The sequence below is a fragment of the Rhizobium sp. BK379 genome, from assembly GCF_014193955.1.
Classification (GTDB): domain Bacteria; phylum Pseudomonadota; class Alphaproteobacteria; order Rhizobiales; family Rhizobiaceae; genus Rhizobium.
Genome location: NZ_JACIAD010000001.1, coordinates 1,319,523 through 1,338,949 on the forward strand (window position 1 = coordinate 1,319,523; position 19,427 = coordinate 1,338,949).

Genomic DNA, 19,427 nt, shown 5'->3' on the forward strand with positions numbered 1-19,427 from the left:
CCTGCTATTGCACACGTTATAGCATAACGCAATTGATGTAATAACATAACAATGGCAATTCAAGCGGAGCATGCTGATGAAACTGGCGATGGGCATTACCCTCGCGATCCCGGCCTTCCTCATCGCCGGGGCTCTTCAGGCGGCCGATGCACCTGTCGTCGTCACCTCGATCAAGCCGATCCATTCGCTGGTATCCGCCATCATGGATGGCGTCGGCAAGCCTGAGCTGATCGTCGATGGCGCCGCCTCCCCGCACACCTATAACCTGAAGCCTTCCAACGCCCGCGCCCTGCAGCAAGCCAAGGTGATATTCTGGGTCGGCCCCGGCCTCGAAGCCTTCCTCGAAAAGCCGCTGGAATCGCTGGGTTCCGACGCCATCGTCGCGCGCCTGGACGATGCGCCGGGCCTGGTGAAGCTGCCCTTCCGCGAAGGCGGCGCGTTCGAGGCTCACGACGACGACGCGGACCACGATAGTGCTTCCGCGGAGCACGATAGTGCTTCCGCCGAGCACGGCGAAGCCGGACATGACCACGCGTCTGATGCCCACGCTCACGATGAGGACGGCCACCACGGCTTCGATACCCATCTCTGGCTCGATCCCATGAATGCGAAAGCCATGGCAGCCGAGATCACCACGACGCTGGTTGCCGCCGACCCCGCCAACGCTCTGACCTATGAGGCCAATGCAAAGGCGCTGGACGACAAGCTGGATGCATTGGACAAGGAAGTCGCCGCGACCGTTGCGCCGGTAAAAGACAAGCCCTTCGTGGTCTTCCACGATGCCTATCAGTATTTCGAGCACCGCTACCATATCCGTGTCGCTGGCTCGATCACCGTCAGCCCGGAAACAATCCCGGGTGCGGAGCGCATCTCGGAGATCCACAAGAAGGTCGGCGATCTCGGCGCAACCTGCGTCTTCGCCGAACCGCAATTCGAGCCGCGTCTCGTCAACGTGGTCATCGAGGGCACCAAGGCGAAGTCGGGCGTGCTCGACCCCGAAGCCGCCACCCTGCCTGCTGGCCCCGATCTCTACTTCTCCCTCATGCGCGGCATCGCCGACAGCATGCGGAACTGCCTTGCCAGCGCATAGTCCGAGCGAGCGTCGGCAGCAATGTGCGCATTCTACAAGTAGGGAAATGCCAAAAGGCACCCTGTCGAACTTGCAGCCCGCCCCCGCGAGCGCTGCGGCGAAAGAAGGCGGCGACACCCCCATTCCGCCTTTTTTTTGTCGGCCCATATGTTACGTTATAACATAATAGGATGATATCATGGACAAGAGACTTCCGGTTACTGTGCTCTCCGGCTTCCTCGGCGCCGGGAAAACGACGCTGCTCAATCATGTGCTCGGGAATCGCGAAGGCATGCGCGTCGCCGTCATCGTCAATGACATGAGCGAGGTGAATATCGATGCCGCCCTTGTGCGCGATGGCGGCGCCAATCTCTCCCGCACCGAGGAACAGTTGGTGGAAATGACCAATGGCTGCATCTGCTGCACGCTGCGCGACGATCTTCTGAAGGAAGTCCGCCAGCTCGCCGAACAGGGCCGCTTCGACTACCTGCTGATCGAATCGACAGGCATTGCCGAGCCCCTGCCCGTCGCCACCACCTTCGAATTCCGCGACGAGGACGGGCTGAGCCTCTCCGATATCGCCCGCCTCGACACGATGGTGACCGTCGTCGATGCCGCCAACCTGCTTGCCGACTACGCCTCAGCCGATTTCCTCGCCGACCGCGGCGAAACCGCCGGTGACGGCGACAACAGGACGATCGTCGACCTCCTCGTCGAGCAGATCGAATTCGCCGATATCGTCGTTCTGAACAAGATCGGCACGGCAAGCGAGGAGCAAAGCGATGCGGCAAGAAAGATTATCACCGGCCTCAACCCCGATGCCCGCATCATCGAGACGGATTTCGGCAAGGTTGGGCTGAAGGATGTGCTCGGCACCGGCCGCTTCGATATCGACAGGGCCGAGACCCACCCTCTCTGGTACAAGGAACTGCACGGCTTCAAGGATCATGTGCCGGAAACCGAGGAATACGGCATCCGCTCCTTCGTCTATCGCGAAAGACGCCCCTTTCACCCCGCCAAATTGCAGGCCTTCCTCGATAAATCCTGGCCGGGCGTGGTGCGCGCCAAAGGCTTTTTCTGGCTTGCCACGCGCCCGCACTATGTCGGCGAAATCAGCCAGGCCGGCGCGATCGTGCGCACCGGCAAGATGGGCCTCTGGTGGGCGGCCGTCCCGCGCGAACAATGGCCGCAGGAAACCGCCTTCCTCAACGGCATCGGCCCCTATCTCGACCCCATCTGGGGAGATCGCCGCCAGGAAATCGTCTTCATCGGCGCCGATCCGATGGATGAGTCCTGGATCAGGCGGGAGCTCGACGCCTGCCTGGTGGAGAGCGCCAGCTTCACGCCGGAGCGCTGGCGCAATCTGCCCGACCCCTTCGCCAGCTGGAGCCGGCAGGCAGCATGAAGGCGACGGCGATCAGGCCCTATCGTTGCCTGTGCATCGAATGCGAACCGCTGCCGCCGATCGACGGGCTGCATCCGCTCACTTACGGAGATGGAACCGGGAATGAAGCGAGCAAACCGGAGCGTGTCCTGAGAACGATTGCCGAACTGGTCATGCCTTCGCGCCGGCGGGACTAGGCATTGAACAGGGGGCGCACCTGCGCCTGCCGGGTCGAGCCTCGCCCTGGCAGGCTGCCCTTCGGATGAAACTTTGCGCAGATCGACCTTATGATCTTTTTTTCATCATCCCAAATTCAATAAATGGGCACGAACCCCAAAACTGTGGGCCCTCCCCGAGCCGATCTCCCGCAGAAGCGGGGCTCGGCCGAAATTCCCGCGACTGGCACACCGCTTGCAACGGCTTCGTTCGAAACAATCGGATGTGCCATGCCGCCTGTCTTTACCGACCTCCTGCTCGGAGCCGCCCTCGCCCTCAGCCTGCGGCGCTTCATTCTCCCCTATGTGGTGGAGGATGACATCGTCCGGGCATCGGCACCGGTGACGATGGTGGCGAGCGCGGTATTCCTCGCCGCCCTCGCGCTCACTTGCGCCGACAAGAGTTTCTGGAGCGCCAGCGTAACGCTCACCGGCGGAGCCTTGCTCGCCTTCGTCTTTGACGACAGGTGGCCGAAACTTGCGGTCACCGCTGCGGCAGCATGCCTTCTCGTCTATCTCGGCCTGCGCTGATTGCGCTTCGCGCTCGCCGGATTTGCTTTAGGCCGCGACTTCCGGCCGCTTGCCACCCTTCGGTAAGGCCCGTGCAACAGCGCTCAGCAGATCCGTCTGCGAAATCAATCCGAGAATACGCTTCTCCCCATCGACGATAATGACGGCATGGGTGCGCCCGTCCGTCAGATCCGGCAGCAGGCCCATCGCCACGTCATCGGCACGCGCAGTCGTCGCCGGCGAGACCAGCCGCTCGACCGAACCGGCGGCGACTGCGAGCTCCCGCAGACCGACGGTGCCGATCAGCTTTCCGGCCTCGTCGCGCACCGGCAATGTCCTGATATTGTGGTTCAGCAGCAGCCAGCGCGCCTGCTCGACCGTTGCATCGGCATCGATCGCGATCACATCGCGCGACATGATATCGGCGCATCGGATCTCGGCATTCGAACGGGCAACCGCCTCAAACTCCACCTGGCGCAACAGCCGGCCGAGATCGGCACGATCGATATCGAAGGTCTCGTTGAGCTTGGCGAGTGCCGCATCGATATCCTCCTCCTGAAAGCCGGTGCGTTCAGCCGCCGGCCGGTCCGCCGTCAGGTGCGTGTTGACGGGTACTGCCACCACATGCGGGTAATTGTGCCGCGACAGCTTGTGAAAAACGAGGCCGAGCACCACCAGCAGGCAGGAATTCAGCGCGACCGGCACAAAGGGAAAGAGCATGCCCCAGCTGGCGACAACCGGACCGCCGAGCACGGCCGTCAGTGCCGCCGCCCCGCCGGGAGGATGCAGGCAGCGGGTGAAGGACATGGCGGCGATCGCCAGCGACACGCCGACCCCGGTTGCAATGATCGGATCATGGATCAGGCTCGCCGCCACCACCCCCATGATCGCCGAGATCGTATTGCCGCCGATGATCGACCAGGGTTGCGCGAGCGGGCTCGCCGGCACCGCAAAGAGCAGAACGGCAGACGCCCCCATAGGCGCCACGATCAGCGGCAGATGAGAACCTTCGCCGAAAAGCGCGCCGCAGAGCAGGCCCGTCAGCGCAATGGAGACAAGCGCACCGAGACAGGCCAGCAACCGGTCGCGCAGCGTCGCACCGGCAAGGATGGGGTGGAAGAGCCGCGAAATGGAGGACCGGCGGGGCTCGTCGGGATTTGGTAAGCGCATGAGAAACTCTTTGAAGACGACTGCGAGCGAAGTTGAAAGGCGCTGCTATTGCAGCATGGCGGGCGGATTGGCCGACATGAGCATGACCTGCTCGAAGGCCTGCAACGGATCGGATCGCTGCTGCCGCCTGGAAATTAAGAGCGTATCGACCAAGCCGAGCCGGTGGATGGTAACCTCTTTGTTCCAGGGCAGCATGTCGAGCACCGAGCGCGGCATGACGCCGACGGCATTGCCGGCGATGACCTGGGCAAGGATTGCATGATAGGACGTCATCTCCACCGTCGGCAGATTGGCGCCGGCGCGCATCCATCGCTCGGCAATCTGCCGGTAGGTACAGCCCGGCTCGAGCGCGGCGAGCGCCGGAAGGCGGATATCCTGAGGTACTTCGACCGAGGCGTGATGCGGCGGCAGCACCAGCAGGAGGTCCTCCTCGTAGACGCGCGCGGAATGGAGATCGCCGGCATCCGGACCTGCGGATGACAGCCAGCCGGGTTCGCCCTGTGGTGTGGCAATCAGCGCGCAATCGAGATCGCCGGATAAAACCGCCTTTGTCAGCTCCCGCGTGGCGCCAAGCGTAAGCTTCAGGGCAATATCCGGGTTCTGCTCATTGAAACGGGCAAGCACGGGTGGAAGCCGGCTTGCGGCCGTGCTTTCCATTGTACCGAGACGCAGCACCGGCTGCGGACGGATACCCTTGAGCGCAAGCTGCGCCTCCCCGGCCAGGGCCGTCAGCCGTTTCGCATAGGAAAGGAAGGTCTGCCCCTCGGTCGTCAGCGTCATGCGCTTGCCGTCGCGGCTGAACAGCACCGCATCCATCTGCCCTTCCAGGGCCTGGATACGGGTCGTGACGTTGGACGGCGCGCGCGCGAGCCTCCTGGCTGCGCGGGTCACGCTGCCCTCTTCGGCGACGGCAAGGAAAATTTCCAGGGAAGACAGATCCACATCGATCTCGCTTGATGAACGAACTTGTCTATTATTCCAAATCAGAGAATGATCGCAATCGTCCCACGGCCCAAAATCGTCACATGAACTGAAAACTTCTTCCGATCGGACCGCCAGATGCAGAAAGACGAACCAGAGGCCTATGCCTCGCCCGCATGCCTGATGCATGAAGTCGATCCCGCCTATATGGGTCTCGAAGAGCCGTGGGAGGTGGTGCGGGAATGGCGCCGTGGCGAGCGAAGGCGGCTGATCGACGCCCGCAAATCGATGGGATCAACCGATCGGGAACAGAAGACGGCGCTGATATCGGCGCAGCTCGACCACCTTCTGAGCCATGTCGTCGCGGGAAAATCCGTCAGCGTCTACTGGCCCTTTCAGGGAGAGCCGGATCTGCGCGGCTGGATGACGGCAATCGCCGGGCGCGCGGTCTGCCTTCTGCCTGTCGTGGCAAAAAAAGCGGGTCCGCTGACATTCCGCGCCTGGACGCCGGGAGCCAAGCTGGAGCGCGGCGTGCTCGGCATTCTCATTCCCACCGGCGGCCAGGAGCAGCGGCCCGATATCGTCATTGCGCCTGTGGTCGGCTACGACCGCGGCTGTTATCGCCTTGGTGTCGGCGGCGGTTATTTCGACCGGACATTGGCCGCCCTCTCCCCCAAACCGCTCGCAATCGGCATCGGATACTCGCAACAGCAAATCCGAACGATCAAGCCGCAGCCGCACGATATTCCAATGGATGCAATCGTCACGGAGGATGGCGTGATCCTGCGCCCCGGCGGTGCATTGGCCTGACGGCTAAAGACCGCGATTCGCGCGGCGAACAAAAAAGGGCGGCCGAAGCCGCCCTCTTTTCGGGATTGCGCGTGAACTCAGCGATTGGCGGCGATGATGCTGGAGATCACGCCGCTGGCGATACCGACGAGAAGATAGTCGTTATCGGCCCTCACCCAGTGATAGCCGCGCGGCGGCGGTGCCAGGCGATAGCGGCGATAGTCGCGAACTTCACCGTAGCGGCCACGCTCGGCAGCCGACATGCGGTAACCCCTGGCCCAGTAATGCGGGCGGATGACCTTTTTGTGGACGATGACCTTCTCGTGAACGACGACCGGCGGACGGCGATGATCGGCGGCGCTGGCTTGCGAAGCGACGATCGGCGAGAGCAGGAAAGAAGTAGAGAGAAGTGCTGCGAAGATCTTTTTCATGGGGTTTCCTCGTGTTGAACACGCCCCGAAATTACGTCCCTGAAAATGAACGGAATCTGAAAATAAAATTAAAGATCTGTAATGGAATCGGGCACTTATGCGCGATTCCTAATATCCTAATTTCAGGATAACGGAAGGTGGCGAGATCATGTTGCCGGATATCACGTCTGCGTAATCGGGCGTGATGAAACGGTGTTTTGAACGGGCGGTTTCCCCTCTCCCCAGCGGGGGTTCGAAGGACGGGTCGAGACCCGTGGCTCGACCCTGGTCAGGTGGCGTAAAGCGTCGGATGAGGAGGCCACGCCCATTGCTTCCGCAGCCCCTGCAGGCACGGTCTCTCCGATGGGGGAAGCGAAAACCCGGCAGCCGCCGCTCGAAACCTATCGCGCAATCAACGCCATTTCGATCACGTCCTTATAAGCCCCATCGACGCAAAACGCATCGCGGCTCACCCCTTCGCGTACGAAGCCGATCCCCTCGTAAAGCCGGATCGCCCTTGCATTGTCGGCATGCACGCCGAGTTCGATACGAAGCATGCCCACCTGCTGCGCGCCCTTAATCGACGCCTCGATCAGCCGGCGGCCGAGCCCCTGTCCACGGTAGGCGGGAAGCAGGCCCATGCCGAGCGTGCCGCGATGGGCGTGCGAGGGAAAGTGATGCCGGCGGATGTCGCACCAGCCGATCACCTCGCCGCCATCGAGGGCGACGAAGTGCACATTGCCGCTGGCAATGGAAGACAGCGCAAACCTGCGCGTCTCCTCCGGCGGCGGGGCTTCAAGCAGGCTCAGAAATTTCCGCTCGCGCGCCACAATGTCGAGAGCCCGGTGAAAGCCCTCGACATGCGTTTCGTTCAGCCGCTCGATGCCGGTGTCGCCAGCCATAAGCCCTCAAAGCTCGTCGTAATTGAACCAGTCGAAATCGGCCGTCTTTGCCCGGCCGGACGTATCGAAGGCGAAAACGCCGGTAAAGGCGCCGGTAAAGGAGCCATGCTCGCCGCGCCCGCCCTCGTCCGAGATAACGCCGGCATCGAGAACCGGGCCGATCGGCTGCCAGGCGCCCTTGCCTTCCGTCTGCCAGAAGAATTGCAGGTCGTTTTCGCGGATCTCCATGGAGAGCTGCACGCGCCCTTCAGCCGGGATCGCGACGCCGGCTTCCGCCGGGAAGCTCATGCGCCCATGCGGATAATCGCCGTCGCAGGAGAAAATCGTGACACAGCGGCCGAGCTTTTCATGCAGGGTTACGACGACGGCATGGAACTTGTGGCGGTTATAATAGTGTATCAGGCCGGCGACCTGCTGATAGGTATCCGGCGCAAACTCCACCACCGTTTCCGCGCGAAAACTGTGATGCTCCTGCCGGCGGGCGACGAGCGCCTGCTCGAACCAGGAACCGATGCTCTCGCGGCCGATCAGGCGCAGATGGCCGGGGCGCTCCGTCAGGTTGAAGATGCGCTCTGGCTGCGGCGTGCGCAGCCACTGGAAATCACCCGGCAACTTGCCGCCATCGAAGGAATACTCGCTGCGAACAGGTTTTTCAGCGCGCTTTGCATCGCCAAGTCCCGGCACCTCGACATCGGGAACAACAGTGCCGTTTTCCAGATAGAGCCAGCCATCCTCGCGCCAGACACATTTCTGCAGAGCCGTCTCGCGCCCCAGCGTGCAGCGACGCTTCGGCGGCAGCGGCCGGCCGCAAAGATGCGTGTGATAGACCTGGCCATCTGGTGTCTCGACGTACTGCCCGTGCCCTGCCCTTTGCAGCGCCGCTTCCGGATTGTCCTTCGAGGTGATCAGGTGCCGGTTCGGGTGCAGCTCATAAGGGCCGTCGATATTGCGCGAACGCGCCATCGTCACCGCATGATCGTAGCCAGTGCCGCCTTCGGCCGTCGTCAGGTAGTACCAGCCGTTCTTGCGGAAGAGATGCGGTCCCTCGACCAGGCCGAGCGGGCTGCCGGCGAAAATGTTCTTGATCGGGCCCTTCAGCGCCTTCGTCTGCGGATCCCATTCCTGCAGCAGGATACCGTCAAAGGCTGGAGACTTCGGCGAGCCGCCATAGCTCTCGGTGCGGTGGTTCCACTGCATGTTGACGAACCACTTGCGCCCATCCTCGTCATGGAAGAGCGACGGGTCGAAGCCCGAGGAATTGACGTAGACGGGTTCGGACCATTCGCCCTCGATCGTGGGCGAGGTCACGATGTAATTATGCGCGTCCTTGAAGTTGCCGTCGAAGCGCTTGACGTCGGTATAGACCAGCCAGAACTGCCCGTCCGCATAGGAAAGGCACGGCGCCCAGACGCCACAGCTATCGGGATTGCCGCGCATGTCGAGCTGCGAAGCCCGCTCCAGCGGCCGGCGCACCAGCTTCCAGTTCACCAGATCGCGCGAGTGATGGATCTGCACACCCGGATACCATTCGAAGGTCGAGGTCGCGATGTAATAATCGTCACCGACGCGGCAGATGGACGGGTCGGGATTGAACCCGGGCAGGATGGGATTGCGGATCATGGCGGCTCCTCCGTTGAGCAAGGTTCTTGCTATACGTACGTCAAACTATACCAGAAAAACGCCCGGGGGTTTGCCCCGGGCGATCAAAACTATTCCAGCTCTGCGGACTTGGCCCAGAGGTTGATGTCGGCCTCCTTGGCATAGACATCGATCTGCTTCAGCTCCTCTGCCGAGAACTCGAGATTGCCGAGTGCGGCAACGCAATCGACGATCTGCGAGGAACGGCTGGCGCCGATGAGCGCCGAGGTTACGCGTCCACCGCGCAGCACCCAGGCGATCGCCATCTGCGCCAGCGTCTGGCCGCGCTTTTCGGCGATCTCGTTGAGCTTCTTGATATTGTCGATGATCGAAGGACGGATGAAGTCCTTCTTGAGGAAGTGGTTCTGCGCCGCGCGGCTGTCGGCGGGAATGCCGCCGAGATATTTCGTCGTCAGCATGCCCTGCGCGAGCGGCGAGAACACGATCGATCCCATGCCGACCTCATCGAGCGTATCGAGCAGCTTGTCGTCCTCGACCCAGCGGTTGAGCATGGAATAGCTCGGCTGGTGGATGAGGCACGGCGTGCCGAGATCCTTCAGAATGGCAGCTGCCTCGCGGGTGCGCTGCGAATTGTAGGAGGAAATGCCGACATAGAGCGCGCGGCCGGAGCGCACGATATAGTCGAGCGCACCGCAGGTTTCTTCCAGCGGGGTCTCCGGATCGAAACGGTGCGAATAGAAGATGTCGACATAGTCGAGGCCCATGCGCTCAAGGCTCTGGTCGCAGGAGGCGACGAGATACTTGCGGCTGCCCCACTCGCCGTAAGGACCCGGCCACATGTCGTAACCGGCCTTGGAAGAGATGATCAGCTCGTCGCGCAGGCCCGCGAAATCGGTGCGCAGGATCTCGCCGAACGCCGTCTCGGCGCTGCCGGGAGGCGGGCCGTAATTGTTGGCGAGATCGAAATGGGTAATGCCGAGATCAAAAGCCGTGCGGCACATGTCGACCTTGCGGTCATGCGGGGTGTCGCCGCCGAAATTGTGCCACAGGCCGAGGGAAACGGCCGGCAGCTTCAGGCCGGAACGGCCCGTGCGGTTATATTTCATCTTCGAATAACGGTCTTCGGCCGGTTGCCAGCTCATCTGAGGTCTCCTCAACCTGTAAAAGTGCTTCTCTTTCGTGACCGCATCAGGCGGCAGTCGAAAGCTGAAAACGTCGCTGCCCCTCGTATGGGGCCGGGCGCGACGGCACTATTGGATCAAGCACACCGATACGGCAAGCGCGTGGCGCGTGTTCTCGACAACTTCACGTGCATGCCTGTTTCGTGGACAGCGCTCTACCGTCCAATGTCGTCATCCTCGGGCTTGTCCCGAGGATCTACTGATGGCACGGCAGATCCTCGGGACAAGCCCGAGGATGACGGAAAAATTGAGCAAGCGCGCCACACGACGAACGTACGGCGCACCCCTCACCTTACTTCAAGAGCGCCTGCGCCTCTTCGATACCGAGCGCCGCCGGCTGCGTGCAGGTCGTGGTGAGATCCACGAACCGGCCTTCTGCACCCGACTTCAGGATCGAAGTCATGATGTCGACGCCGTGCAGCGTGCGGTCGAGCGAGCAGCGTGCATCGCGGCCCTCGATCAGCGCCATGGCCATGTCGGCAAGGCCGGCCGTGCGGTAGTTGGCGCGCGGACCGTTCGGGCTTTCCTGGTTGAACTTGCCGAAGGGGTGGTCCCAGGCTTCCAGCGCCTTGATGTCCTTGTCGCGGCCGCTGGCCTCTACGACGCCGCCGAAGAAGTTCGGGTCTGGCACGTAGAGCGAACCATCCGTGCCGTAGAGCTCCATATTGGCATGGCGGTGCGACCAGACATCCCAGCTTGCCGTCAGCGTAATGGTGGCGCCGGAAACGAATTCCAGGAGCGCCTGGATCGTCGTCGGCGTCTTGACCGGGATGATCTCGCCATTGCGCGGCTGGCTGGTGATCGTGCGGGTTTCCGATGCCATCGAAGTCAGGCCGGCAACGCGCTTCACCGGTCCGACCAGGTTGATCAGGTTGGCGATGTAATACGGCCCCATGTCGAGGATCGGGCCGCCGCCCGGCAGGAAGAAGAAGTCCGGGTTCGGGTGCCACATTTCCATCCCCGGGCCCATGACGTAGCAGGCGCCCGACGTGATGCGGCCAATACCGCCATCATCGATGAATTTGCGGGCAAGCTGGTGCGCGCCGCCGAGGAATGTATCGGGCGCGCAGCCGACGGCGAGGCCCTTTTCCTTGGCGATGCGGCGAAGCTCTTCGCCCTGCTCGAGCGTCAGCACGAGCGGCTTTTCCGAGTAGACGTGCTTGCCAGCTTCGAGCGCCGCCTTCGACACCGGATAATGCGCATCCGGGATCGTCAGGTTGACGACGACGTCGATCTCGTCATTGGCGAGAAGCTCTTCGATCGTCTGCGCGACAACGCCATATTCTTCGGCGCGCTGCTTTGCAGCCTGCGCGTTGATATCGGCGCAGGCCAGCACCTTCAGCCCCTTGAAGAGCGGTGACAGCGAAAAGTAGGTGGTGGAGATGTTGCCGCATCCGATGATGCCGACGCCAAGTTCCTTGGTCATGATCTGCCTCAGTAGGTCTTGAAGGAAGCGATCGAGCGCGTGATGTTGCGGTCGATATCATTTGGATTGTCGTGCTCGACGACGAAATGCTTGGCCTTGGTCTTTGCCTTGACGACCGGAAGCAGCTTCGCCCAGCCGATCGTGCCATGGCCGACATCGGCCCAGCCGCCTTCGTCTGTGGCTTCGCCAGCCGGTGCGATATCCTTGACGTGAACGGCGCTGATACGGTCACCGAGCTTTTCGACCCAGGCGTAGGGATCGGCACCGCCGCGAACGACCCAGGCGATATCCGCTTCCCAGGTGATGCCGGGCGCACCTTCGAAGATGCGCTCGATCGGCAGCGAACCGTCCGAAAGCTTCACGAATTCGAAGTCGTGATTGTGCCAGCCGAATTCATAGCCCGCATCCTTGTAGGGCTTGCTCATTTCCTGCAGGCGCTTGCCGAAAGCGAGCCAGCCGGCTGCATCCGTCGGGCGCTGGTCGGGCATCAGGTGCGGCGCATAGATCGAATCCATGCCGAGGATCTTGGCGATCTGCAGCGACTTCTCGACATTGCCGTCGAGGAAATCGGGGCTGAAATGGCCGGTCGCCATCACGAGGCCATTCTTGTCGAGATCGGCGCGCAGGCTCTTGAGGCCAGCCTCATCGAGTTCCGCATAGATGCCGCCGAAACCTTCGACTTCGGCGTAACCCGCCTTGCCGAGCTTTTCGAAGATCGTCGAAAGCGGCGGGAAATTGCGGGCGCTATAGAGCTGATAGCTGAGCTTGGTCATGTCATCCTCCTCGGGCCTCGTGCCCGTTCTCACGTAAGATCAATCTGCCGACTGGCAGGAATGCAGGTCATAGAAGCGGAATTCCGGCAGCTTGCCCTTTTCGAGAGGCTTTGCCGGGGTGAAGGTGATCCGGCGGCTTTCGCCGGCAGCCAGGTCGAAGGCATTGTCGGAATATTTGCCGTCAACATCCGTCTCGATCATCACGAAGAGCGCCAGGCCCTTGGCGGTGACGTCGAGGTCGATCGAGCCGTTCTCCTCGACGAATTCGCGGACGACGGAAAGACCCGCCGGCTCCAGTTCCAGCGCCTTGTAGGTGCCGTTGACGAAATGCCCCTCGCCGCCCATGCCATTGGAGGCGGTGAAATGCCAGGCAAGCAGCGTGCCCTCCGGAATCTCGGAGATGTCGAGGGTCGCGGCCGTGCATGCCGCATCCGGCGCGCACATGGCCTGCACGTTCTTCAGATGCTTGCGCTCGCCCTTCATCGTCAGGATCGAGATCGAAAGATCGACGCTGACATCTTCGAGTGTGTCATTGACCAGCGAGAAGCGGATCGACTTGCCATCCTCCGAGGGGATCGCGGCCACCGCCACCGGCTGGAAGAAGCGCTTGACGAGATAGTGCATCGCCTTCCAGCGCCCGCCGTAATCGAGGCTCGACCAGGACGCGACCGGCCAGGTATCGTTGAGCTGCCAGTAGATCGTGCCCATGCAATGCGGCTTCAGCGAACGCCAGTATTCCACCGCCGTCTTGATCGCGAGACCCTGCTGGATCTGGCTGAGATAGACGAAATTCGGGAAATCCTTCGGGAAGCGGAAGTAGCGGAACATCGTGCCGGCAATACGCTCGTTGCCGCCCGCATTCTTCTGGTGCAGTTCCATGACGGGCGATGCCACGTTCATGTCCTTGGCGTCGGCATAGGTCTTGATGACGGGCAGCGACGTATAGGACTGGAAGCCGAATTCCGAGCAGAAGCGCGGGCGCACCGAGCGGTAATTGTCGAACGACTTGTTTTCGTGCCAGACCGACCAGTAGTGCATGTCGCCGGAACCATCGGCATGCCAGGCATCGCCGTAATCGAGATAGCCGGAGGCCGGGCTCGACGGCCACCAGAGGGCGCCGGGCAGCGCCTTCTTCACCGCCACTTCGATGGTGCGATTCAGGCGATCGTAGGAAACGAGATAGCGGTCACGATCCTTGCGGGACTCCTCGAACCAGGTGAGCGCGCCGACGAGTTCGTTATCGCCGCACCAGAGCGCGATCGAGGCATGCGAAGAGAGCCGGCGGACCTGATAATCCACTTCGACTGCAACATTCTCCAGGAAATCCTCGGTCGAGGGATAGAGGTTGCAGGCGAACATGAAGTCCTGCCAGACCATGAGCCCGAGCCGGTCGCAGATATCGTAGAACCAGTCGTGTTCGTAGAAGCCACCGCCCCACACACGGATCATGTTCATGTTGGCGGCCTTGGCCGACAGCAAGAGATCCTCTGTCTTTTCCTCAGAAGATAGCGAGAAGAGCGCGTCCGCCGGAATCCAGTTGGCGCCGCGGCAGAAGATTTCGTGGCCGTTGACCTTGAAGGCGAAGCGGCTGCCGGCAGCATCCGGCGTGGTGATGAGCTCGATGGTACGCAACCCGATCTGCTTCGTCACGCTGTCGGACGGCAGTTCGACGGTCAGCGTATAGAGCGCCTGCTCGCCGCTGCCCGAGGGCCACCAGAGGCGCGGATTGTCGATCTGGAAGACGTGGTTGACGTTCGTCTCGCCGGCACTGACGCCGACATCGAGCCTTACGCGCTCGCCGTCGAGATCGAAATAAAGCTGCGCGATGCCGGGATCCTTGGCAAAAAGCGTCGCCGTAACCTGCAGTTCCACCGAACCGTCGGAATTGTGCGTCTGGCGCGTCAGCACATGCTCGATGCGCGCAGTCTCCAGCTTCTTCAGCGCAATCGTGCCGTAAAGCCCGAGCGGGGCAATGGCGATATTCCAGTCCCAGCCGAAATGGCACTGCGCCTTGCGCAGCATGTTGCCGTCAGGGATCGGCGAGTTGCCAGTGCTGTAGGGAATATAGAAGGGCTGCTGCTTTTGCCGCGCGGCACCGGCTGCGACGTTGGAGGCAAACACGATGCGGATCGTGTTCTCACCCTTCTTCAGCATGCTCGAAACATCCGGCCGGTAGCGGCGGAAGCTGTTATCGGCCTCGAGCGCCAGGAAGCCGTTGACGTGGACGCTGGCGACCGTGTCGAGATAATCGATGTCGAGATACCAGTCGCCCTCGGCGTCAGGAAGCGTGAAGCTGCGCTCCACCGTCCATTCGCGCTCGGCGACCCACTGCACCTTTTCCTCGTTTCGGCCGAAATAGGGATCCGGGATCAGTCCCGCGCGGTGCAGCGCCGTGTGCACGTCGCCCGGCAGCGTGATGACGCTGCGGATCTCGCCATCGGCGGAAGCAAGCTGCCACGAACCCGAAAGTTCGATGTTGAAACCGTTCTTCGGCAAGGATGTCATAGTCTTATCCTGATCGCGCCGCTCCTGGGAGTGCCGGGCAAGCCGGACTGCGGCCGAAATTGGCTGGCCAGACGGCCAATTGGAGGATCGGGCGACGCCGTTTCCGGCGCCGCCCGCAGAACTTTCTAGAGGCGCAGCTCGCTTTCGGCATCGAAGACCGAGGCGAGCGCCATGTCGAAGCTGAGCTTCACCTTGCTGCCGACATTGAAGCGGCGCGCACCATTGATGCGTACCGACATCGTGTGACCGGCATGTTTCAGCCAGAGAAGATTGTCCGCACCCATCGGTTCTTCGATGTCGACGGTGGCGTCGTGTTCTTCGCCGCCGGCATTCTCGTTGACCTTGATATGCTCGGGGCGAACGCCGAGCACCACCTTGCGGCCGGGCTGCAGCTTCTCCACGCCGTCATAGGCGGCGAGCGAGAAATTCACGCCGTTGGCGGCAAAAGCAATGCCATCGCCTGATTTCACCAGTTCGCCCTGCAGGAAATTCATGGACGGCGAGCCGATGAAGCCGGCGACGAAGAGATTGCGCGGCCTGTTGTAGATCGTCGTCGGATCGTCGAGCTGCTGGATGATGCCGCTCTTCATGATGGCGATACGGTCGGCGAGCGTCAGCGCCTCGATCTGGTCATGCGTGACGTAGATCATCGTGTTCTTCAGCGACTGGTGCAGGCGCTTGATTTCGACGCGCAGTTCCGAGCGCAGCTTGGCGTCGAGGTTCGACAGCGGCTCGTCGAAGAGGAAGACGTCGACATCGCGCACCAGGGCACGGCCGATCGCCACGCGCTGACGCTGGCCGCCGGAAAGCTCGGCCGGCTTGCGCTTCAGGAGCGGCTGGATCTGCAGGATCTCGGAGGCACGCGCCACGCGCTTGTCGATCTCGGACTGCGGCACCTTGGCGACGCGAAGACCGAAGGAGAGGTTCTTTTCGACAGTCATCTGCGGATAAAGCGCGTAGGACTGGAACACCATGCCGATGCCGCGGTCCTTGGGCTCTTCCCAGGTGACGTTCTTGCCCTTGATGAAGATCTGCCCTTCCGAGGCGTCGAGCAGCCCGGCAATGCAGTTCAGCAGGGTCGACTTGCCGCAGCCCGAGGAGCCGAGCAGCACCAGGAATTCGCCGTCGTTGATGTCGAGGTTCAGATCCTTGAGCACGCTGACCGCGCCGAAGTTCAGCGACAGGTCCTTGATGGAGACACTTGCATTCATGTTCATTGGATCAACCCTTCACTGCGCCAGCGGCGATGCCACGGACGAAAAGTCGCCCCGACACGAAATAGACGACGAGCGGCACGAGTCCTGTCAGGATCGTTGCGGCCATGTTGACGTTGTATTCCTTCACGCCCTGGACGGAATTGACGATGTTGTTGAGCTGTACGGTCATCGGATAGGTATCCGGCCGGGTGAAGACCACGCCGAACAGGAAGTCGTTCCAGATGCCGGTGACCTGCAGGATCATCGCGACGACGAAGATCGGCAGCGACATCGGCAGCATGATCTGCAGGAAGATCTGCCAGAAGCCCGCCCCGTCGACACGCGCCGCCTTGAACAGCTCCTCCGGCAGAGACACGAAGTAGTTGCGGAACAGCAGCGTCAGGATCGGCATGCCGAAGATCGAATGCACGATGATGAGGCCGGTGAGCGATCCGTAGATGCCGATTTCGCGCAGGATGATGACGATCGGATAGATCATGACCTGATAGGGAATGAAGGCGCCGATTATGAGGACCGAGAAGAAGAATTCCGATCCCTTGAAGCGCCAGTTCGCCAGCGCATAACCATTGACCGAGGCGATCGCGATGGAAACGATGACCGACGGAACGGTGATGCGGACCGAGTTCCAGAAACCGCGCGAAAGACCATCGCAGTTGAGGCCGGTGCAGGCGGTCGCCCAGGCCTTGACCCAGGGTTCGAAGGTGATTTCCATCGGCGGTGCAAAAATGTTGCCGAGCCGGATCTCCGGCATCCCCTTGAGCGACGTGACGACCATCACGTAGAGCGGGATCAGATAGTAGACGGCGGCCACGAAAAGCGTGCCGTAGACGATGATGTTGCGGGCCGAAACCACCGGCCGCGGCTTTGGTCCGGCCGGACCGGAAACCGCCCCCTTCTGGAGGGAAGTATCGCCGTCGTTGACGGCCTTGAGAGCGATATTGTCAGCCACGTTTGCGCCCTCCGCCAAATTCCAGATATGCCCAGGGAACGATGATGATCGCTACTGTCACCAGCATCATGGTCGAAGCCGCGAAGCCCTGACCGAGATTCTGCGCCTGGAACATGTAGTCGTAGACGTATTTTGCCGGCACTTCCGACGAGATGCCCGGACCACCGCTGGTCTGGGCGACCACGAGGTCGTAGACCTTGACGATACCGCTGGCGATGATGACGAGCGTGGTGATGAAGACCGGGCGCATCATCGGAATGACGACGAAGAGATAGGTCCGCCACATCGGAATGCCGTCGACGCGGGAAGCCTTCCAGATATCCTCGTCGATGCCGCGAAGTCCGGCGAGCATCAGGCACATTACGAGGCCGGTGCCCTGCCAGAGGGCGGCAATCAGCACCCCGTAGATGACGATTTCGGACGTATAGAGCGGATCGAAACTGAAACTCGTCCATCCCAGCGACCGCACGACCGCCTGGACCCCGAATTCCGGATTGAGGATCCACTGCCACACGAGACCGGTGACGATGAAGGACAGCGCGAAAGGATAGAGGAAGATCGTGCGGAACGTGTTCTCGAAACGGATCTTCTGATCCATGAGAGCCGCCAGCATGAAACCGATGACCAGGCTGAAGATCAGCGACAGAATGCCGTAGATCGCCAGATTCTCGATGGACACGACCCAGCGCGGGGCGGCCCAGAGACGCTGATATTGCTCGATACCGACGAAGTTCAATCGCGGCAGGAGCTTGGAATTGGTGAAGGAATAAACCACCGTCCAGACCGTGCCACCGAGAAAGATGACCATGGCGGTGAGGATCATGGGAATGGAGGCAATCTTCGAATTCAGATTGCGGAATAGTTTAAACGGTCGGCCGGCTTTCGCTTGACCTGTCATTGAGTTTCCTCCTGAAGCACGGTCGCTTCGGTGATCGGGGCTCCATCCGAAGACGGCCACCCTTCCCGCCCCCGTCTCGACCGCAACGCGGTCCTGGCGCGATCGCACCCGGGTGTGACGTGACGTCGCCGGAAGGACCGGAGATCAGGGCGGCGCGATCCGGTCCTGCAATGCGCAGGACCGAACCTGATGGGCTTGAGGACCGAGGATCAGTCGGCGGCGGCGATGATGTCGGCGAAGCGCTTCTGCGCTGCGTCGGGCGTCATCGTGGTATTGGCGAAGAACTCGGCGAAGAGGTCTTCGATCTGCTTTGTCGTATCCGGCGAAGCGAGCTGATCCGAGCTGGTGACGATATTGCCCTTGGCGAGGATTTCGAGACCCTTCTTCATGCAGTCGTTGGCGGCCGAGATATCGACGTCACCGCGAACCGGCAGCGAGCCCTTCTTCAGGTTGAAGGCAACCTGCGTCTTCGGGTCGAGAAGCGTGGCGGCAAGCACGTCCTGAGCCTTCGCCTTCTCGGCATCCTTCTGGAGCGGGAAGTAGAAGGCGTCACCGCTGGTCGAGATGATCTCGTTCACGCCGAGGCCCGGAAGGCAGGTATAGTCCTTGCCGGCAACCTGCTTGGCGACCTGGAATTCGCCCTGCGCCCAGTCACCCATGATCTGGCCGCCGGCCTTGCCGGTGATGACGAGATTGGTGGCCTGGTTCCAGTCCTGCACGTTGCTGCCCTTGGACATGCGGCGTGCATCGTCGGCAGCCTTGAACACCTTGGCGATCTCGGGGCCGGCTGCCACTTTGGCATCCTTGTCCTTGAAGACCTTCAGGTAGTTGTCCTTGCCGCCGATCGCGATCATGAGAACGTTGAAGGCGCCGCTTGCCTGCCAGCCCTGACCGCCGACTGCGAGGGGAACGATGCCGGCCTTTTCCAGGGCCGGAGCGGCAGCGACGAATTCATCCCAGTTCTTCGGAACCGCAACGCCAGCCTTCTGGAAGGCTGCATTCGACAGCCACAGCCACTGCCAGGAGTGGATGTTGACCGGTGCGCAATAGATCTTGCCGTCGATCGTGCAGGAATCGAGCAGGGTCGACGGACGGATGATGTCCTTCCATTTGCCTGCGGTCGCCACATCGGTCAGGTCCTTCATCAGGCCAGCCTGGACGAGTTCCTCGGCCTGGCGGCCGTGGTTGAACTGGGTCGCGCCCATCGGGTCACCGCCGGTGATGCGGCTGATCATGATCGGGCGTGCGGTGCTGCCGGAACCGGCAATTGCGCCGTCAACCCAGTGGTTGCCGGTGGCGTCGAATGCCTTTGCCAGCTCAGCCACGGCGGCAGCTTCGCCGCCAGAGGTCCACCAATGGGTGACTTCGAGATCGGTAGCCTTTGCGGCGCCAAAAGGAATAGCTACGGAAGCGGCAAGCACAGCCGCCATAATACGGATTTTCATGAGTTCTCCTCCCTCACTGAAACGTTGCCGGAAAAACTTAGAGCAATCGATTTATCCGCGCAAC

18 protein-coding genes are annotated in these 19,427 nt (G+C 61.6%); 5 read left to right on the top strand and 13 right to left on the bottom strand.

Features of this window, described 5'->3' with window-relative positions:
• The first annotated feature begins 76 nt into the window (after positions 1 to 76).
• From FHT93_RS06880 to FHT93_RS06890, 4 genes are all read left to right on the top strand, one after another.
• Positions 77 to 1,090, top strand: a complete 1,014-nt coding sequence (locus tag FHT93_RS06880; RefSeq protein WP_183846828.1) for a zinc ABC transporter substrate-binding protein — start codon at positions 77 to 79, stop codon at positions 1,088 to 1,090.
• Positions 1,091 to 1,268: 178 nt separating this feature from the next.
• On the top strand, positions 1,269 to 2,474 hold the full coding sequence (zigA, locus tag FHT93_RS06885; protein WP_183846830.1) for a zinc metallochaperone GTPase ZigA: 1,206 nt from the start codon (positions 1,269 to 1,271) through the stop codon (positions 2,472 to 2,474).
• Entirely contained in the window at positions 2,471 to 2,650 is a 180-nt protein-coding gene (locus FHT93_RS35510; protein ID WP_246781564.1) for a hypothetical protein, read from the top strand. Before zigA ends, FHT93_RS35510 begins: the two co-directional genes overlap by 4 nt.
• A 249-nt stretch (positions 2,651 to 2,899) precedes the next feature.
• A complete protein-coding gene (locus tag FHT93_RS06890; protein WP_112969369.1) occupies positions 2,900 to 3,199 on the top strand; it encodes a hypothetical protein in 300 nt (99 codons plus the stop codon).
• A 27-nt stretch (positions 3,200 to 3,226) separates the two neighbouring features.
• Here the strand turns inward: FHT93_RS06890 and FHT93_RS06895 are convergent, their stop codons facing one another.
• Complete coding sequence (locus FHT93_RS06895; RefSeq protein ID WP_183846832.1) at positions 3,227 to 4,348, bottom strand: HPP family protein; 1,122 nt, start codon at positions 4,346 to 4,348, stop codon at positions 3,227 to 3,229.
• A gap of 45 nt (positions 4,349 to 4,393) precedes the next feature.
• Entirely contained in the window at positions 4,394 to 5,290 is an 897-nt protein-coding gene (locus FHT93_RS06900) for a LysR substrate-binding domain-containing protein (protein ID WP_183846833.1), read from the bottom strand.
• A 117-nt stretch (positions 5,291 to 5,407) separates the two neighbouring features.
• On the opposite strand from FHT93_RS06900, the gene FHT93_RS06905 reads away from it, so the two are divergent.
• Positions 5,408 to 6,079 carry a 5-formyltetrahydrofolate cyclo-ligase gene (locus FHT93_RS06905; protein WP_183846835.1) on the top strand — a complete coding sequence of 224 codons (672 nt, stop codon included), beginning with the start codon at positions 5,408 to 5,410 and terminating at the stop codon, positions 6,077 to 6,079.
• 77 nt (positions 6,080 to 6,156) lie between these two features.
• On the opposite strand, the gene FHT93_RS06910 is transcribed toward FHT93_RS06905, so the two are convergent.
• The 11 genes from FHT93_RS06910 to FHT93_RS06960 form a co-directional block, all read right to left on the bottom strand.
• Complete coding sequence (locus tag FHT93_RS06910) at positions 6,157 to 6,489, bottom strand: RcnB family protein (protein WP_112546861.1); 333 nt, start codon at positions 6,487 to 6,489, stop codon at positions 6,157 to 6,159.
• 380 nt (positions 6,490 to 6,869) lie between these two features.
• Positions 6,870 to 7,370 (bottom strand): GNAT family N-acetyltransferase, encoded by a 501-nt coding sequence (locus FHT93_RS06915; protein ID WP_183846836.1) that lies wholly within the window; start codon positions 7,368 to 7,370, stop codon positions 6,870 to 6,872.
• A gap of 6 nt (positions 7,371 to 7,376) precedes the next feature.
• Positions 7,377 to 8,990 (bottom strand): glycoside hydrolase family 43 protein, encoded by a 1,614-nt coding sequence (locus FHT93_RS06920; RefSeq protein ID WP_112546859.1) that lies wholly within the window; start codon positions 8,988 to 8,990, stop codon positions 7,377 to 7,379.
• Between the two features lie 89 nt (positions 8,991 to 9,079).
• On the bottom strand, positions 9,080 to 10,111 hold the full coding sequence (mgrA, locus tag FHT93_RS06925) for an L-glyceraldehyde 3-phosphate reductase (protein ID WP_112546858.1): 1,032 nt from the start codon (positions 10,109 to 10,111) through the stop codon (positions 9,080 to 9,082).
• A gap of 331 nt (positions 10,112 to 10,442) precedes the next feature.
• Complete coding sequence (locus FHT93_RS06930) at positions 10,443 to 11,576, bottom strand: Gfo/Idh/MocA family oxidoreductase (protein ID WP_112546857.1); 1,134 nt, start codon at positions 11,574 to 11,576, stop codon at positions 10,443 to 10,445.
• Positions 11,577 to 11,584: 8 nt separating this feature from the next.
• Positions 11,585 to 12,349, bottom strand: coding sequence for a sugar phosphate isomerase/epimerase (locus FHT93_RS06935; protein ID WP_183846838.1), 765 nt, complete (start codon positions 12,347 to 12,349; stop codon positions 11,585 to 11,587).
• Positions 12,350 to 12,388: 39 nt separating this feature from the next.
• A complete protein-coding gene (locus tag FHT93_RS06940) occupies positions 12,389 to 14,854 on the bottom strand; it encodes a glycoside hydrolase family 2 protein (RefSeq protein ID WP_183846840.1) in 2,466 nt (821 codons plus the stop codon).
• A gap of 125 nt (positions 14,855 to 14,979) precedes the next feature.
• Positions 14,980 to 16,071, bottom strand: coding sequence for an ABC transporter ATP-binding protein (locus tag FHT93_RS06945; RefSeq protein ID WP_183846842.1), 1,092 nt, complete (start codon positions 16,069 to 16,071; stop codon positions 14,980 to 14,982).
• Positions 16,072 to 16,075: 4 nt separating this feature from the next.
• Positions 16,076 to 17,008, bottom strand: a complete 933-nt coding sequence (locus FHT93_RS06950; protein WP_112969564.1) for a carbohydrate ABC transporter permease — start codon at positions 17,006 to 17,008, stop codon at positions 16,076 to 16,078.
• Between the two features lie 4 nt (positions 17,009 to 17,012).
• The gene (locus FHT93_RS06955) at positions 17,013 to 17,918 is read right to left on the bottom strand and encodes a sugar ABC transporter permease (protein WP_112546854.1); all 906 of its coding nucleotides are present in this window, start codon (positions 17,916 to 17,918) and stop codon (positions 17,013 to 17,015) included.
• 209 nt (positions 17,919 to 18,127) lie between these two features.
• Positions 18,128 to 19,363 (bottom strand): ABC transporter substrate-binding protein, encoded by a 1,236-nt coding sequence (locus FHT93_RS06960; RefSeq protein WP_112546853.1) that lies wholly within the window; start codon positions 19,361 to 19,363, stop codon positions 18,128 to 18,130.
• Positions 19,364 to 19,427 lie beyond the last annotated feature (64 nt).

What these genes read in the sequence shown, in the direction of transcription:
- FHT93_RS06880 (WP_183846828.1), top strand. Translation starts at nt 77, where the DNA reads ATGAAACTGGCGATGGGCATTACCCTCGCGATCCCGGCCTTCCTCATC.
- zigA (WP_183846830.1), top strand. Translation starts at nt 1,269, where the DNA reads ATGGACAAGAGACTTCCGGTTACTGTGCTCTCCGGCTTCCTCGGCGCC.
- FHT93_RS35510 (WP_246781564.1), top strand. Translation starts at nt 2,471, where the DNA reads ATGAAGGCGACGGCGATCAGGCCCTATCGTTGCCTGTGCATCGAATGC.
- FHT93_RS06890 (WP_112969369.1), top strand. Translation starts at nt 2,900, where the DNA reads ATGCCGCCTGTCTTTACCGACCTCCTGCTCGGAGCCGCCCTCGCCCTC.
- FHT93_RS06895 (WP_183846832.1), bottom strand. Translation starts at nt 4,348, where the DNA reads ATGCGCTTACCAAATCCCGACGAGCCCCGCCGGTCCTCCATTTCGCGG.
- FHT93_RS06905 (WP_183846835.1), top strand. Translation starts at nt 5,408, where the DNA reads ATGCAGAAAGACGAACCAGAGGCCTATGCCTCGCCCGCATGCCTGATG.
- FHT93_RS06910 (WP_112546861.1), bottom strand. Translation starts at nt 6,489, where the DNA reads ATGAAAAAGATCTTCGCAGCACTTCTCTCTACTTCTTTCCTGCTCTCG.
- FHT93_RS06915 (WP_183846836.1), bottom strand. Translation starts at nt 7,370, where the DNA reads ATGGCTGGCGACACCGGCATCGAGCGGCTGAACGAAACGCATGTCGAG.
- FHT93_RS06920 (WP_112546859.1), bottom strand. Translation starts at nt 8,990, where the DNA reads ATGATCCGCAATCCCATCCTGCCCGGGTTCAATCCCGACCCGTCCATC.
- mgrA (WP_112546858.1), bottom strand. Translation starts at nt 10,111, where the DNA reads ATGAGCTGGCAACCGGCCGAAGACCGTTATTCGAAGATGAAATATAAC.
- FHT93_RS06930 (WP_112546857.1), bottom strand. Translation starts at nt 11,576, where the DNA reads ATGACCAAGGAACTTGGCGTCGGCATCATCGGATGCGGCAACATCTCC.
- FHT93_RS06935 (WP_183846838.1), bottom strand. Translation starts at nt 12,349, where the DNA reads ATGACCAAGCTCAGCTATCAGCTCTATAGCGCCCGCAATTTCCCGCCG.
- FHT93_RS06940 (WP_183846840.1), bottom strand. Translation starts at nt 14,854, where the DNA reads ATGACATCCTTGCCGAAGAACGGTTTCAACATCGAACTTTCGGGTTCG.
- FHT93_RS06945 (WP_183846842.1), bottom strand. Translation starts at nt 16,071, where the DNA reads ATGAACATGAATGCAAGTGTCTCCATCAAGGACCTGTCGCTGAACTTC.
- FHT93_RS06955 (WP_112546854.1), bottom strand. Translation starts at nt 17,918, where the DNA reads ATGACAGGTCAAGCGAAAGCCGGCCGACCGTTTAAACTATTCCGCAAT.
- FHT93_RS06960 (WP_112546853.1), bottom strand. Translation starts at nt 19,363, where the DNA reads ATGAAAATCCGTATTATGGCGGCTGTGCTTGCCGCTTCCGTAGCTATT.